The following is a 15,039-nucleotide window of genomic DNA, read 5'->3' on the forward strand; positions in this document are numbered from 1 at the left end:
TTAAGAAGGGGACGTTGAGATGATTGGAAAAAGGATGCGGCACATCAGTCGTTATCGAGATATCGCACTAGCTTTAGTTCGTCACGGGTTTGGAATCGTTGTTGAGGAAATTGGTTTTGCCCATTTGCTTTCCTTTCCCCAAAGATTACTCGCTGAACCAAAGGAAAGAGATGGGAAGAAAATTGGTGAACGGATACGGCTTGTGCTGCAAGATTTGGGTCCAACGTTCGTTAAATTGGGGCAAATTGCAAGCACTCGACCCGATCTCATTCCGGAGGACATCGTTCGGGAACTGGTAAAATTGCAGGATCGGGTTCCGCCGTTTTCCTTTCCAGAGGTTTGTGAAATTGTCCAACAGGAATTGGGCGGGAAGGTGGAAGAAATTTTCCATCACTTTGACGAGTTTCCCTTAGCCGCCGCTTCCATTGGACAAGTTCATCGGGCCACATTGCATTCGGGTGAAGATGTAGCGGTAAAAGTCCAACGTCCCAACATCATCAACGTTATTGAAAGCGATTTAGAAATTATCCAGGATTTGGCCATCCTTGCGGAGCACCGTTTAGAATGGGCGGAAAGATACCAAATTCGTGATATGGTGGAGGAATTTTCAAAGTCTCTTCGCGCCGAACTTGACTATACGATCGAAGGTCGTAACTCAGAGAAGATTTCCAATCAGTTCAGAAATGACCCTAAAATTTATGTTCCTAAAGTGTTTTGGGACTATTCCACCAAAAAGGTATTAACTATGGAATACATCGAAGGTGTCAAATTCAATGAACCGGAAAAACTGATTGAAAAAGGATACAACCAGAAACTTCTGGCAGAACGTTTGGCAAATGCGATCTTTCGCCAGATTTTCATTGAAGGTTTTTTCCATGGCGACCCTCATCCTGGAAATGTGTTGGTGTTGCAAGGAGAGGTCATCGCGTTTATGGATTTTGGCATGGTGGGACGCCTTACTCCGGAAATGAAATACCATTTTTCCTCACTGGTTATTGCATTGATGCGTCAAAGTACGGAGGGGGTAATCAAAGCTATACTTCGCATGGGGATTGTTCCTGATGATGTGAATATGGCCCAATTACGAAAAGATGTAGAGAATTTAAAGGAAAAATATTACGGAGTCCCGTTAAGTCAGCTGAGTCTTGGAGAGGCTGTCAACGACCTTTTCGCTGCGGCATTTCAACATCGAATCCGTATTCCGGCCGACCTGACTTTATTGGGTAAGACCCTGCTTACAGTTGAAGGGGTGGTCGAAAAACTCGATCCTGACTTTAGCATACTTGACATAGCAGAGCCGTTCGGACGCCAATTGTTGAAGGAACGAATTCATCCAAAGACCGTGGCCGAAATTCTATGGAAACATGCTGCCGAATACGGCGAGTTTCTGTCCAATCTTCCTGGGAACATTAAAGAGTTGAAATCTTTGATCAAGCGGGGGCGGCTACGACTCGAGATCGATATCCCCGAACTTGATCTTTTTTTGAGGAAACTGGAACGGATCAGCAACCGCTTGTCATTCAGCATTGTTTTATTGGCTTTCAGCATTATCATGGTGGGAATCATAATAGGCTCCTCGTTGGGCAGGCAAACTACGTTGTTATGGAAAATTCCAGCGATCGAGATTGGTTTTGCGGTGGCGACACTCATGTTTTTGTGGTTATTATATTCAATTTTCAAGTCGGGGAGGTTTTAACATTATCTTATTTACACTGACGACTAGATTCTGCAATTCATGGAGGAACTTCAACAAGAAGGTAACCAGCACAGGTGAAGTCGGTTTTTATCACGAAACATTTATTGTTCAGGAAGGTCAGCCTCTTGGCTTTTTCTTTTTCTGCAGGGGGTAATATCGGGTAAAAATGTCCTTCATTATTGTTTAAATAATACAGATGATTTTGTTGATCAGACTATAAAAAATAGTCTAAAATCTATACAAATCCGATTTGTTCAGTTTACGGGAAGCGTATACCTGACACTTGGTGGATGCGAAAGGGAGGCCTCGTTGGTGAACGATGAGGTCTCTCAATTGAAGGGGAGCCTATGAATCCAACTTATTTTATTTTTTTTATAGCTATCCTCATCGGGACTGTAGTGATCAGCTATTGGTCAGCAAAAAGAGGAAATTCAACACATCTGTTTTATTCCGCCGGACAGAGTCTGACAGGAGTTCAAAACGGATTGGCCATTGCAGGTGACTATATGAGCGCCGCCTCTTTTCTTGGAATCACGGGAGCCATTGCAATTTACGGTTTTGATGGTTTTCTTTATTCGATCGGATTTCTTGTTTCGTATTTATTGCTTCTATTTATTGCCGAACCGATACGTCATTTGGGCAGGTTCACGCTTGGAGATGTGATATATGCCCGCTTTCCTTCTGACAGTTTGCGATTTGTCATTTCGTTAAATACAATTATCATTTCTGTTTTGTATATGGTTCCCCAATTGGTGGCGGCGGGTCTTCTCATTCATTTGTTGCTGGGGATTGACTTTTCGATGGCCGTATTAGTTACCGGTATATTGATGACTATGTATGTGGTATTCGGGGGAATGGTTTCCACTTCATGGGTACAGATCATCAAAACCGTAATGTTGATCTCGGGAACCTTGCTCATTTCTTTGGTTGTGTTGTCTCGTTTCGATTGGAACGTATTGAATCTGTTTGATCGGGTGAAACAAGTTACTCCCTATGGCGAGCAGTTTTTCAGCCCTGGAAATCTGTTTTCCAATCCATTGGACACACTCTCTCTAAACCTCTCTCTGATCTTGGGAACCGCCGGATTGCCTCATATTTTGAACCGTTTTTTTACCGTTAAGGATTCACATTCTGTACGAATATCGGTAGTAACGGCAACTTGGGTGATCGGGATTTTTTATTTAATCACACTGATTTTGGGTTTCGGTGCTGTCGCGTTTGTAGGGTGGAATCAGCTGGTTTCCGTTGACCCCACAGGAAATATGACAGCCCCGTTATTGGCGTCCGCATTGGGGGGAGAATTTTTTATGGCGTTCATATCGGCTGTTGCCTTTTCTACCATTCTGGCAGTGGTGACAGGGTTACTCCTCACGGCTGCAAGTTCATTTTCGCATGACGTGTACAACCATCTTCTTCGAAACGGGAAGGCGTCAGAGAAAAGCCAACTGCAAATGGCAAAGATTGCAGCAGCTGTTATTGGTCTCATTTCAATTCTAATAGCTGTTACGATGAAAAATACAAATGTAGCTTTACCTGTGTCACTTACGTTTGTTGTTGCTGCTTCAACCAATCTGCCCCTAATCTTGTTTACACTTTATTGGAAACGATTCAATACTACGGGAGCGGCAACAGGTATCATTACCGGAATGGCAGCATCCTTAACATTTGTTCTTTTCGGACCGCACATGAACCGCATATTCGACGGCGGGATGGAAGTTGATTCCGTTCTCCACTTAAATTATCCCGGCATTATAGTCATTCCTCTGGGTTTTGTTGGCGCCATACTAGGTACGCTGTGTTCCAGGAAGCCTGTTGATGAGGAGAATTTTCTAAGAGTATTTCTACAATCACAAACCGGCATCAAACCAAATGAAGTACAGGTGAGCGGTCAATGGGAGAACTGACTATTTATTTATTTGAACGGGTTGGCCTGCTCCTGATATTGGCTTTCATGCTGACTCGCGTTACGTCTTTTCGCTATCTATTAGATCGAAAACTCAATTGGGGAACCATTGTCTTTCATTCCCTAATTTTTGGCGCTTTTGCTATTTTGGGAGCCTTAATGGGTGAATTCATTGCCAAGGGAAGCACAATTCCTGACATGTTAGAGTCTCAATTGGTTCAAGGCGAAACACTTGTGGGATCCACATTGATCGTCGTTGTCATCGCCGGCTTGTTAGGCGGCCCGTCTGTCGGGTTCCTGTCAGGCGCCATTGCTGGTACCTTTTATTATTTTTGGTTGCAAGAAGCGCAGTTAGCGAGTGGAACGATCAATCCCATCGCCGGATTGCTGGCGGGTTTAACTGCGCGTTTTTTTTCCAGCGAACGTATCATTGCGCCAGCGAAAGCGATGTTTATAGGGATGTTTCCGCCGATTATACACATGGGTCTTTTGTTACTATTTACATCACCGCCAGAACAATCAATTTCACTCGTGAATACGATTGGACTGCCTCTTGTCGTCACGAGCAGTCTGGCGATTGCGATCTTTACCGCAATGATTCAGGTAGCTGTTAGTGAGCAGGAACAAGAAGCTGCAATCGAAACTCAAAGGGCATTACGGATTACGGAGGAAGCTTTGCCTCACTTGAAACAGGGCTTAGGATATGAAACTGCTGCTGAAATTGCAAAATTGCTGCATACCGAGTTGAAAATGGCGGCCGTGTCGATTACAGACAAGTCCCAAGTATTGGCCCATATTGGACTTGGCTCCGACCATCATAAACAGGGGGAAATGCTGCAGACACACATATCACATATAGCAATTGACAGCGGTGAAATCCAGATTGCAGTCAACGGTGAACAAATTCAGTGCAGCCACTCAGACTGCCCGTTGCAAGCCGCTATTCTTGTTCCGCTGCGTCAGTCGGGAGAAGTAGTGGGATTAATCAAGTTGTATTTTCAACGTCCTCAACAATTAAGAGCGGTGGAAATTGCAATAGCTCAGGGGCTGGGAAAATTGATTTCAAACCAGTTGGATGTTTTGGCGGTGGAAAAAATGAAAAACCTGTTGCAAGAAATGGAGCTGAGTAACTTACAGGCGCAGGTCAACCCGCATTTTTTCTTTAATACACTGCACCTGATTTCGAGTCTGATCCGTGTGAATCCCGATTTGGCAAGGCATATCATTGTGCAGCTTGGTTATTTTATGCGGCTCAACTTAAAAATTGCAGCGTCTCCTTTGATTTCTTTAGAACAAGAACTCGAGCATTTGTATGCTTACATTGAAATCGTCAAAGTTCGGTTTGCCGACCAGCTCACGATTGACTGCCATATTGATGAAGGGATTGAAACAGCATTGATCCCGCCTTCGACTCTGCAACCTTTGGTGGAAAACAGCATCAAGCATGGACTTAAGCATGTATCAGGCGGGGGCAAGATCGAACTGTGCGTCCGAAAGAAGGGAGAAGAGATTGAACTTGAGATACGGGATAACGGGATTGGCATACCGAGCAAGTTAATAGGCAATTTGGGTAAACAGCCGATTCCAAGTGAGGAAGGCACAGGTATTGGCCTTCACAACGTAAATCAGCGATTGATCGGCCTATTGGGTATGAGGTCATCTCTAAAGATTGAAAACCTGGAATCCGGAGGATGTTGCGTTTCATTTCGGATCCCCATTGCAAACGAAGAACGGAGTGTTTTTCATGAAGATTCGAGTCATGATTGGCGAGGACGAACGGTTGGCACGGGAGGAATTAGGCTACCTGATCCAACAGCATGACGATTTTATACTTTGTCCCGGCGCGGAAAATGGGAAACAATTGTTAGAACTTTACGATCAGTATCGGCCGGATGTGATTTTTTTGGATATTCACATGCCTGTATTGTCGGGCATGGAAGCGGCAAAAGAATTGGTTGCCAAGTCTGCCCAAAGGGGTGAAAGGTCACCCTTACTCGTTTTTACGACCGCTTATGAAGAGTATGCAATCGAAGCTTTTGGAGTGGAAGCTATTGACTATCTTTTAAAGCCTTACGATTTGCAACGCATTAATTTGTCGATTTCACGTGTTCGTAAACATTTTTCATTTGATAAGCATTATTCTACGACGTCACCCATACCGGATTCCCAACAATCCCGAAGTTCCAAGTTGCTGATTGATAATGGCGAAAAAGTGGTTGTGTTAACCCCCGAAATGATTCATTATGCGGTTCGCACGGAAAGACTTATAGAAATCTTTACAGACAGAGGAAAAATTCATACACGAATGACATTACAGGAATTGGAGGAAAAGGTGAGGGGCTTTTCATTTTTTCGCCCACATCGCAGCTATTTGGTGAATTTGGATTATCTTCATGAGATTACACCTTGGTTTAACGGAGCCTATAACATTATTTTGAAGAACAAAGAGAAAACCAAAATCCCGGTTAGCCGAACGGCGGCTAAGGAACTATTTAGAATCCTCAAGCAGTAATAGAGTATTCCTCAAATCGGACAATACAAGCTCAAAATTCGACATTTCAGACAATGAAAACAACATTTTGCGATTTTATTGTCAAAACTGTGAACATTTCTTTTAAAATGATAATAATTCAGAATTATTAGATCAAAAAAACATGCAAGGGGGAGGAAGACGTGCTGGCAGATGTTAAAACCAATGTAAACGCTTCCATGGGCAATGGTAAGCAGCCGAAGGCAGAAATGGGAGACTGGGGCCGCGTGGCTCAGACAGGATCGTTTCAGGAACTGATCCGTCAGAAGAGTTCCTTTATTGTTCCAGCCACTATTTTCTTTTTTGTTTTTTACTTTATTCTTCCGGTTCTGACCGCTTATTCAACGGTACTGAATAAAAAGGCGGTCGGGGCAATTAATTGGGCCTATCTCTATGCGTTTGCACAGTTTGCGATGACCTGGGGGCTTTGCCACCTCTATATGAGGAAGGCAAACAAGTTTGATGAACTGGTAAATAAGGTGAAACAGGAAATAACAGATAAAGGAGGGAAAGCAGAATGAATGCCACCGCATTTTCTTTTTTTGTGGGGATCATAGTTCTTACTCTTTTGATCACCTATTTTGCAGCCAAGAAAAACAAATCGACCAGTGAATTCTATGTGGCTGGCGGAAACATCACCGGCTGGCAAAACGGGCTCGCGATTGCAGGGGATTACATGTCTGCTGCCTCTTTTCTCGGTATTGCCGGCGCAATTGCGTTGAACGGGTTTTCCGGATTCTTTTATTCGATCGGGTATTTGGTTGCCTATCTGGTGGTTTTACTTATCGTTGCTGAACCATTGAGAAACCTCGGCAAATATACGATGGCTGATATGATTGCAGCCCGCTTTAATGCAAAAGCGATTCGTTCTGCAGCCGCGCTCAATACCTTGGCAATCAGCACGTTTTATATGATTGCGCAACTTGTAGGTGCCGGTGCAATAATTAAACTGTTACTCGGTTTGGAGTATTCGACTTCCGTTATCATTATCGGAATATTAATGACAGTCTACGTTGTGGCCGGTGGGATGTTGGCTACGACTTGGGTTCAGATCGTTAAAGCAGTTTTACTAATGGGTGGAACGATTGCTCTTTCACTGATTGTGCTTGCTCACTTTAGCTTTAACCCGGTCGAATTGTTTAACCAAGTCGCTGCCAAAATTGGGGATAAAGCGGTGACACCACCTGCGCCTACCACCTTCACGGCGGGCCTGGATTCCATCTCGCTCAATCTTGCGTTAGTGCTTGGCACAGCAGGTTTACCACACATCTTAATTCGTTTTCTCTCGGTTCCCGACGCGAAGACAGCACGTAAATCAATTGTGTTCGCTACTTGGATTATCGGGCTGTTTTATCTTATGACACCGATTCTCGGCTATGGAGCCGCTTATTTTGTCGGGCAAGACTCCATCAAGAAGGCCAATGCCGCAGGGAACTTGGCGGCTCCCCAATTGGCCGCGTATCTTGGCGGTGACATTTTCCTTGCCTTTATTTCGGCTGTTGCTTTTGCAACGATCCTGGCAGTAGTGGCCGGATTGGTAATCTCGGCAGCGAGCGCGTTTGCGCACGATTTCTACTCGAATGTTTTGCGGAAGGGGCAAGCAAGCGAAGCCGAGCAAATGAAGGCAGCACGCTGGGCGTCGATTGGGATCGCTGTGTTCTCTATCGTTCTTGCGTTGGGGGCAAAAAGCTTTAACGTTTCGTATCTTGTGGCTCTTGCATTCTGTGTGGCAGCGAGCGCAAATCTGCCGGTTATCGTTTTGACGATTTTCTGGAAGAGATTTAATACTACGGGAGCTGTTACCGCGATGCTGACCGGTCTTATTGGTTCTGTCGGATTGATCTTAATCAGCCCGAACATCATGCCTGCCGCGGATGCAATATTCCCCTTGAAAAACCCTGGCATCGTATCGATACCGCTTGGATTCCTTGCGGCATATCTTGGCACTGTTTTATCGGGTAAGGTTTCGGAACAGGAAGAAGAGAAGTATACGGAAATCTTCGTTCAAGCCAATACCGGAATTAAACAATTGGGATAACCCCTTAAACACAAAAAACCGCCGGGCTTCGCACCGGCGGTTTTTTAGCGATAAAGGGACGCGTAACAAATCAGGCTGTCGAGTGGGCAGCCTGGTAAAGAGGCATCAACCCTATTGGCTGATGCTTTTTTGTTTTTTTAAAGCAGTTACCGGGTTTATTGTAATAATCCTGTTTGCAACTAGTCAGGTTGCTTGATAAGTAATTGAAATCAAGGGGTTTTTATACATACGCAATCCTCCTGTTTCCAAAATATTCAACGAACAAAGTATGTTCAGAGGGATACGACTTATATTCATTGCTTCTTACGAATATTTTTTTCGCTTTCGAATAAACGAATTTGGGCTGTTTCGGTACTAAAAATTTGTGTCAAAACTCATACTTAACATGGTTCTTTGCAACAATCTGGAGGAGGATTCGCATTGGCATGATGTTTGAATTAATGTGTTGGAATAATGGGAAAAGGTTTCGTGCTCATGATCAGGAAGGTCTTTTTTATCGTGCATTGGTTCCGTCGGATTCAAGAATCATCCTGATCATGATTCATGGTGCAGGTCAACATTCGGGGCAGTTTTTTGATTTGGGGGAATTTTGCTTTCGGCATAGTATTGCTTTTTATGCTCTTGACCTCAGGGGGTTTGGTCAATCAACAGGACAGCGTGGTCATATAAATACGTTTTCTCAATATCTGAAGGATCTGGATGATTTTATCTCAGTAGTAAGAAAACAACACGAGCCAATCCCCTTATTTTTATTGGGGCACAGCCTTGGAGGAATCATCGTCATCCGCTATGTGCAAGAACGACAAAACAATGTTCAAGGAATAATTTTGTCTGCCCCCGCGTTGAAACTTCGTTTTCAGATACCAAAGACACTTCGTTTTGCATGTCAAGCATTATCTTGGTTAACTCCAGAGTTGTGCTTTGATCTGAATATGTGGAGCGTATTTTTATCAAAGTTAGGGTTTGAACTGCGCATGCAAAATGGGGTGTCAACAGAAATCGAGCCGTCTTTTATAACTTATTACTCAGTTCGTTGGTGTAACGAATTTCTTATTAATGCCAACTATGCTCTAAAAAAAGCTGGTGCCATTCAAAATGCTGTATTAAGTCTATGTGGCGAAGAGGATCCACTTGTAGACCCTGACTCCGTTAGAGAATTTCACGATTGTCTTAAGGTGAAAGACAAAAAGTTTATATCGATTTCTAATGCCAAACATCGGTTGTTACAGGACAAGCATAATACCCCGAATTATCAGTATATAATTGGCTGGTTAAATGAACGTATTGAAGTGAAATATTGCGATTCGCATGAATAACGTTTCGGTTTTTGTTGATAATATATCTCGTGTGAGGAGGTGATTCATAATGACTGTTGCATCCCAGGTCAAGCAAACCTTGGCATCCCTCAAGAGCGCCCAGGCGAATTTGGAGACATTTGCTTTGAACACCCAAAACAAAAATGCAAAGCAAACTTACACCCAGGCAGCTCAAAGCACCCAATCCATTATCAACACGCTGGAGAAAAGGGTAAACGAAATTGAGAAAGAGGAGCCGCAATATAAAGGATTCTAAGTATCCGCACCGGCTGGGAGAGGGAGTCCTCTCCCTTTTTTAAGGAGGGTAAGGGATGCCTGAGTGGCTGAATATAACGATTCGCTCTGTCGCAGCAGTTCTGTACTTATTCCTCTTGACCAGGGTGATCGGCAAACGGCAACTGTCACAAATTACATTCTTTGAATACATTGTCGGAATCACCATTGGTTCCATTGCAGGTTTTATTGCAACAGATATGGATGGACCCGTGTTGCACGGATTCCTTGCTTTGACCATTTTCGCCTTGTTCCCAGTATTAATAGGATGGTTGCAGCTAAAAAGCAAAACGATTCGCAACGTCGTTGACGGAAATGCAACTGTCCTTATAAAGGACGGCAAGATCCTGGAAGACAATCTCAAAAAAGAACGGATAACGACAGAAGAACTGATGGAACAGCTCCGGATGAAAAACGCGTTTAAGGTCGCAGACGTGGAGTTTGCAGTTATGGAACCAAACGGATCGGTCAGTGTATTACTGAAATCGGAAAACCAGCCGCTTACGCCCAAACATCTTGGGTTGTCGGTGGCTCCCGTGAAAGAACCGCAAGCGGTAATCATGGACGGTGTCATAATGGACGAACCGCTTGCCACAATCGGATTCAATCGCAAATGGCTGAAAACGGAACTGGAGAAACAAGGCGTGGCTTTGGAAAACGTTTTTTTGGGGCAAGTCGACGACAATGGACAGCTTTTTCTGGATCTCTATGACGATAAAATTCAGGTGCCGGCCCCACAAACTGTCAAGTTGACCTATGCAACACTTAAAAAGTGCCAGGCAGATCTGGAGTTGTATGCTTTGTCCGCACAAAACGAAGAAACGAAGAACATGTACGAACTTGAGGCATCCCGGTTGAAGAAGGTTGTCGAGAACGTCACTCCCTTGATGACACGTTAAAATTTCTCTACCAGGTGGTATAAACATGGCAAATCAAAAACTGAAAAAGCTCACGCCAACCCAGCAGAGATATCAGGATGTGGCCAAAAGTCATGAACCTCCACGACCTTTGTTGCGCAACTTTACTCGCGCATTTCTTGTTGGAGGGTTTATTTGCCTTATAGGGCAAGGCATCCATGATATTTTTATGCGGTTCTTCAATTTTTCGGAAAAAACAGCCAACAATCCTACCGTTGCCGTATTGATCATCCTGTCCGTATTGTTAACCGGCCTGGGTCTGTATGATCGCATAGCGCAATGGGCAGGAGCCGGAACGGCAGTGCCCGTAACAGGATTTGCCAATTCCATTGCTTCCGCAGCCATCGAACACCGAAGTGAAGGTTTCGTGTTGGGCGTAGGAGGGAAAATGTTCAAACTTGCAGGCCCGGTCATCGTCTATGGAGTGGTGGCGGCATTCATTATCGGTATGATCAAAACGCTGGTAAAGATGGGAGGGTAACGTATGCTGCAGGGCCATCAATCCTGGCTGTTTCCAAATCGACCTGTGATTCTGGCATCGGCTGCCATTGGGGGGCCATTTGAAGCGAAGGGACCACTTGCCGAGGATTTTGACACCCTTCACGGAGATTTGTTGCTCGGTCAGGACAGTTGGGAGAAGGCGGAAAGGGTTTTGCTGGAAGAAGCCTGTGACAAAGCGATCGAGAAGGCGGGAATCACCAAAGAAAACGTAAATTTTTTTCTCGCCGGAGATTTAATGAATCAAATCATTTCGTCCAATTTCGGTGCCCGCACATTGACTATCCCTTTTCTCGGGATGTTTGGAGCCTGCTCCACATCCATGGAAACCCTGGCGGTCGCTTCCTTGATTATTGACAGTCAATCGGCGGACTATGTGTTGGCTGGCACCTGCAGCCACAATGCAACAGCAGAAAAGCAGTACCGGTATCCGACTGAATACGGATCGCAAAAGCCTCCCACAGCACAATGGACAGCAACCGCAGCGGGAGCTGCAGTAGTTTCGGCCAAGGGAAAGGGCCTGCATGTAACTTCTGCCACAATCGGCAGAGTGGTGGATATGGGGCTCAAGGATCCCTTTAACATGGGAGGGGCAATGGCACCTGCCGCATTAAGCACCATCGAAGCCCATTTCAGGGATCTCCGGATTCCTTATGACCATTATGATTTGGTAGTTACAGGGGATTTGGGCAAGGTAGGGCATTCCATTTTGTGTGATCTTCTGCAGCAACACCGCATTGAAATTCCTCTGGAACGTTATCAGGATTGCGGGATGATGATTTACGGGGATAACCCTAATGTCTGGTCCGGAGCGAGTGGATGCGGTTGTTCCGCTGCAGTTACATATGGACATTTGTTCAGACGCATGCGCGAGGGGCAGATCAAGAGGCTCCTGGTGGTTGCCACCGGCGCATTGCTTTCTCCGATATCCTACCAGCAGGGCGAGAGCATCCCTTGCATAGCGCATGCGGTTGCAATTGAAACTGAATAGGGGGAAGAGACGCATGATCTATCTTTGGGCGTTCTTGATCGGGGGATTCATTTGCCTGATTGGCCAATTTTTAATGGACGTTGTGAAGTTAACTCCCGCCCATACCATGTCTTCCCTTGTAGTTGCAGGCGCGGTTTTGGACGGGGTTGGGCTCTACGATCCGTTAATCAAGTTTGCCGGAGCCGGAGCTACGGTACCGATTACCAGTTTTGGCAACTCCCTGGTTCATGGTGCCATGCAAGAGGCAGAGAGCAGCGGATTGATCGGGGTTCTAACCGGCATTTTTGAGGTGACGAGCGCTGGCATCTCGGCTGCCATAATATTTGGGTTCTTGGGCGCGCTTGTATTTCGGGCAAGAGGCTAAATCGTCAATCACGGCTGTGGGAGAGAAGATATCGATTTTTAAATGTGATATAGTATTGGTAGACTTTTAATTTTAGAAGATGGCAGGAAGGGCTTATGAATAGATTATCGACGGCTCAACTTCTTACAATGTCTGCAACAATAACTTTATTGGCAGGATGCAACGTTCAAACAACCAAGCCGGATGCACCAATCGCCCAGGCTTCTTTATCTTCTCCGAAAGTTCTTGTTGAGCATAAAGACCCGTCGCCTCACGGATCAGGTAATGTGACCAGTGATGTTACCGAAAAAGACAAGCGAGACCAATTGCAAATAGCAAACAAACCCGATGATGTCGCGGTTCTGGTCAATAAACAAAACAAACTTCCTGCCAATTACACACCTTCTGATCTGGTGGAGCCGAACGTGCCATTTATCTTCAAGGAAAAAGAAGAACGACGCTTGATGAGGAAAGAAGCTGCCAAAGCGCTCGAAGAACTTTTCAACGCGGCCAGGAAGGACGGCATCGACCTGGCGGGTGTTTCCGGGTACCGGTCCTTCGATTCGCAAAAATCCTTATTTACCTATTATATCAGTGTGCAAGGAGAAGAAACGGCCCGCCAATATAGTGCCGAACCTGGGCACAGCGAACACCAAACAGGCCTGGCCATGGATGTGTCGGATACCAAAGGCACCTGTGCGGCCGAAGACTGCTTTGCCGACACGCCTCACGCCAAGTGGTTGGACAAGCACGCTCCGGAATACGGGTTTATCATTCGCTATCCGAAAGGGAAAGAGGCCATCACGGGCTACAATTATGAACCGTGGCACATTCGGTATGTTGGAACTGACATTGCCAGAACCATTCAAAGGGAAGGCATTACATTGGAAGAGTACCACCAACGAAAAACCGAATTGACCAAGAAATAACATGCTGAACGAGAAGGAGGGGACATCCCTCCTTTTTTGCAAAGCACTATTGTTGAGCAGGTAGGATAGCAATATGCTTGAGACACCAAGGGAAGCTATTGCATTTTTCTTATGAGTTCCGCCAGTCGGCGGATACCTTGTGTCAGGTCCGACAGGGAGGCGTAAGAATACGAAAGTCTCAGAAACTGTACTGCATGTGGATCATACAAGGTACCGGGATTTAACAGGATGCCTTCCCGTAAGGCTTTCTCAAAAAGTGTTCGGACGGATAGAGAAGGAAGCAGCTGAAGCCAAATATAGAAACCGCCTGTCGGCAAGGTCCATTCCCCCAGATCTTTAAAATGCTTCTGCAGCGCATCGGCAGTAGCATCCCGGCGTTCCTTCAAAGATTTCCTCACAGTTTCCAGGTGCTCGTAATACATGCCGCTGGATAACCATTCGGCTGCCGCCCATTGTGCGAGGGAACTGGACCCGTAGTCAGTCTGCATCTTTATATCAGCCAAGCGGTCAATCACCGGTTCCGGACCGACCAGCCACCCAATTCTCAGTCCGGGACTCAATGTCTTGGACAAACTGCCAAGATAGAGAACCAGACCGTTTTTGTCAGATGCTTTCAAGGGCGGGGGAGCTGGAGCATCCAGCCAAAGTTCCCGGTATACGTCATCCTCGATGACAGGCAGCCTTTCCTTCTCACAGGTTTCCATCAGTTGGTTTCTTCTTGCTTCCGTCATTACAATTCCGGTTGGGTTGTGGAAAGAGGGAATGGTATACAGCAGAGCTCCGTTTTGGCGGTTTTTCTGTTCCATGACCGCTTTGATCTGAACTCCTTCGTTATCAAGCGGAATTCCGAACAGTCTCATCCCGGAAGATTGAAATACATGCAGGGAATTCAAATAAGAGGGTTTCTCCAGCAAGATGGTCGACCCGGGCTGCAGCAGTCCCACCGAGATCAATTGCAGTGCCTGCAGTGCCCCTGAGACAATCAGGATGGAGGAAGGAGAAGCTTCAATTCCCAGTGATTTCAGATACCTGCCGAGTTCTTCCCTAAGGACAAGCAGTCCTTTCGGCTCTTCGTACCCCATGGAGCTGATGCGAGCCGGTAATTGCTCCAACACTTTGGCCATAAGTTCCCGTGGATACAAGTCCGGGGAAAGTTCTCCCGTACCCAGGCGGATCATGCGGGGGGCGAATTCCGCCCTGTTGATCTCCTGAACGGTGGGCATATTCGGATGATGAATTCCCGCCTGCACATAGGAGTTCCAATCGGGAAGCGGCGCAGATGAGAGCAAGGACCAGGAATTGTTGACGACTCTCGTGCCACCCCCGCTTTTGCCTTCAAGGAGACCCTGCGCAATCAACTCATCAAGAGCCATGATCACAGTACTTCTGTTCACGCCAAAGGAATCGGCCAATTTGCGCTGGGAAGGAATTTTGCTGCCAGGAGGCCATTCGCCGTTTTCAATTTTTACTCTAATAAAATCATAGATCTGCCGATAGAGCGGAATAGAGGAAGTTGAGTCAGGTTTCCATCCAAGTTGTGACATTTGTTTCTCCTTAGGTTAGGTTCTGCTTCTATCTTAAACTTGGTTGGGTTGATTTCCAACC

General features: G+C 45.7%; 15 protein-coding genes. 14 read left to right on the forward strand and 1 reads right to left on the reverse strand.

Annotated elements, in window-relative coordinates:
* Window positions 1-19 precede the first annotated feature (19 nt).
* The 14 genes from ubiB to EFBL_RS04135 all read left to right on the forward strand — a co-directional run bounded on the left by ubiB (window position 20) and on the right by EFBL_RS04135 (window position 13,434).
* Window positions 20-1,696, forward strand: a complete 1,677-nt coding sequence (gene ubiB, locus EFBL_RS04070) for a 2-polyprenylphenol 6-hydroxylase (RefSeq protein ID WP_096180858.1) — start codon at window positions 20-22, stop codon at window positions 1,694-1,696.
* Complete coding sequence (locus tag EFBL_RS21810; RefSeq protein WP_165912737.1) at window positions 1,632-1,850, forward strand: monooxygenase family protein; 219 nt, start codon at window positions 1,632-1,634, stop codon at window positions 1,848-1,850. Before ubiB ends, EFBL_RS21810 begins: the two co-directional genes overlap by 65 nt.
* A 193-nt stretch (window positions 1,851-2,043) precedes the next feature.
* Window positions 2,044-3,600, forward strand: a complete 1,557-nt coding sequence (locus EFBL_RS04080; RefSeq protein ID WP_096180860.1) for a solute symporter family protein — start codon at window positions 2,044-2,046, stop codon at window positions 3,598-3,600.
* The gene (locus EFBL_RS04085; RefSeq protein WP_096180861.1) at window positions 3,588-5,420 is read left to right on the forward strand and encodes a LytS/YhcK type 5TM receptor domain-containing protein; all 1,833 of its coding nucleotides are present in this window, start codon (window positions 3,588-3,590) and stop codon (window positions 5,418-5,420) included. The genes EFBL_RS04080 and EFBL_RS04085 overlap by 13 nt, the downstream gene beginning before the upstream one ends.
* Window positions 5,380-6,111, forward strand: coding sequence for a LytR/AlgR family response regulator transcription factor (locus tag EFBL_RS04090; RefSeq protein WP_341769664.1), 732 nt, complete (start codon window positions 5,380-5,382; stop codon window positions 6,109-6,111). Before EFBL_RS04085 ends, EFBL_RS04090 begins: the two co-directional genes overlap by 41 nt.
* Window positions 6,112-6,338: 227 nt before the next feature.
* A complete protein-coding gene (locus tag EFBL_RS04095) occupies window positions 6,339-6,650 on the forward strand; it encodes a DUF485 domain-containing protein (RefSeq protein WP_424955060.1) in 312 nt (103 codons plus the stop codon).
* Window positions 6,647-8,167, forward strand: coding sequence for a solute symporter family protein (locus EFBL_RS04100; protein ID WP_096180863.1), 1,521 nt, complete (start codon window positions 6,647-6,649; stop codon window positions 8,165-8,167). Before EFBL_RS04095 ends, EFBL_RS04100 begins: the two co-directional genes overlap by 4 nt.
* A 425-nt stretch (window positions 8,168-8,592) precedes the next feature.
* The gene (locus EFBL_RS04105) at window positions 8,593-9,483 is read left to right on the forward strand and encodes an alpha/beta hydrolase (RefSeq protein ID WP_096180864.1); all 891 of its coding nucleotides are present in this window, start codon (window positions 8,593-8,595) and stop codon (window positions 9,481-9,483) included.
* A gap of 49 nt (window positions 9,484-9,532) precedes the next feature.
* Window positions 9,533-9,739, forward strand: coding sequence for a DUF1657 domain-containing protein (locus tag EFBL_RS04110; protein ID WP_096180865.1), 207 nt, complete (start codon window positions 9,533-9,535; stop codon window positions 9,737-9,739).
* 55 nt (window positions 9,740-9,794) lie between these two features.
* Complete coding sequence (locus EFBL_RS04115; RefSeq protein ID WP_096180866.1) at window positions 9,795-10,655, forward strand: DUF421 domain-containing protein; 861 nt, start codon at window positions 9,795-9,797, stop codon at window positions 10,653-10,655.
* Window positions 10,656-10,680: 25 nt separating this feature from the next.
* Complete coding sequence (gene spoVAC / locus EFBL_RS04120) at window positions 10,681-11,154, forward strand: stage V sporulation protein AC (protein WP_096180867.1); 474 nt, start codon at window positions 10,681-10,683, stop codon at window positions 11,152-11,154.
* Window positions 11,155-11,157: 3 nt separating this feature from the next.
* The gene (gene spoVAD / locus EFBL_RS04125) at window positions 11,158-12,162 is read left to right on the forward strand and encodes a stage V sporulation protein AD (RefSeq protein WP_096180868.1); all 1,005 of its coding nucleotides are present in this window, start codon (window positions 11,158-11,160) and stop codon (window positions 12,160-12,162) included.
* 13 nt (window positions 12,163-12,175) lie between these two features.
* Window positions 12,176-12,526, forward strand: coding sequence for a stage V sporulation protein AE (gene spoVAE / locus EFBL_RS04130; RefSeq protein ID WP_096180869.1), 351 nt, complete (start codon window positions 12,176-12,178; stop codon window positions 12,524-12,526).
* A gap of 95 nt (window positions 12,527-12,621) precedes the next feature.
* Window positions 12,622-13,434, forward strand: a complete 813-nt coding sequence (locus EFBL_RS04135; protein ID WP_096180870.1) for a M15 family metallopeptidase — start codon at window positions 12,622-12,624, stop codon at window positions 13,432-13,434.
* A gap of 95 nt (window positions 13,435-13,529) precedes the next feature.
* Here the strand turns inward: EFBL_RS04135 and EFBL_RS04140 are convergent, their stop codons facing one another.
* Window positions 13,530-14,978: an aminotransferase-like domain-containing protein gene (locus EFBL_RS04140; protein ID WP_096180871.1), complete on the reverse strand. Its 1,449-nt coding sequence runs from the start codon at window positions 14,976-14,978 to the stop codon at window positions 13,530-13,532.
* Window positions 14,979-15,039: the final 61 nt, after the last annotated feature.

Origin of the sequence: Effusibacillus lacus, from assembly GCF_002335525.1 — a bacterium.
Classification (GTDB): Bacteria; Bacillota; Bacilli; order Tumebacillales; family Effusibacillaceae; genus Effusibacillus; species Effusibacillus lacus.

Coding starts and splice junctions, on each gene's coding strand:
- EFBL_RS04140 (WP_096180871.1), bottom strand. CDS start 14,978: ATGTCACAACTTGGATGGAAACCTGACTCAACTTCCTCTATTCCGCTC.
- EFBL_RS04085 (WP_096180861.1), top strand. CDS start 3,588: ATGGGAGAACTGACTATTTATTTATTTGAACGGGTTGGCCTGCTCCTG.
- EFBL_RS04100 (WP_096180863.1), top strand. CDS start 6,647: ATGAATGCCACCGCATTTTCTTTTTTTGTGGGGATCATAGTTCTTACT.
- EFBL_RS04110 (WP_096180865.1), top strand. CDS start 9,533: ATGACTGTTGCATCCCAGGTCAAGCAAACCTTGGCATCCCTCAAGAGC.
- EFBL_RS04135 (WP_096180870.1), top strand. CDS start 12,622: ATGAATAGATTATCGACGGCTCAACTTCTTACAATGTCTGCAACAATA.
- spoVAC (WP_096180867.1), top strand. CDS start 10,681: ATGGCAAATCAAAAACTGAAAAAGCTCACGCCAACCCAGCAGAGATAT.
- spoVAD (WP_096180868.1), top strand. CDS start 11,158: ATGCTGCAGGGCCATCAATCCTGGCTGTTTCCAAATCGACCTGTGATT.
- EFBL_RS04080 (WP_096180860.1), top strand. CDS start 2,044: ATGAATCCAACTTATTTTATTTTTTTTATAGCTATCCTCATCGGGACT.
- spoVAE (WP_096180869.1), top strand. CDS start 12,176: ATGATCTATCTTTGGGCGTTCTTGATCGGGGGATTCATTTGCCTGATT.
- ubiB (WP_096180858.1), top strand. CDS start 20: ATGATTGGAAAAAGGATGCGGCACATCAGTCGTTATCGAGATATCGCA.
- EFBL_RS04105 (WP_096180864.1), top strand. CDS start 8,593: ATGATGTTTGAATTAATGTGTTGGAATAATGGGAAAAGGTTTCGTGCT.
- EFBL_RS04115 (WP_096180866.1), top strand. CDS start 9,795: ATGCCTGAGTGGCTGAATATAACGATTCGCTCTGTCGCAGCAGTTCTG.
- EFBL_RS04095 (WP_424955060.1), top strand. CDS start 6,339: ATGGGAGACTGGGGCCGCGTGGCTCAGACAGGATCGTTTCAGGAACTG.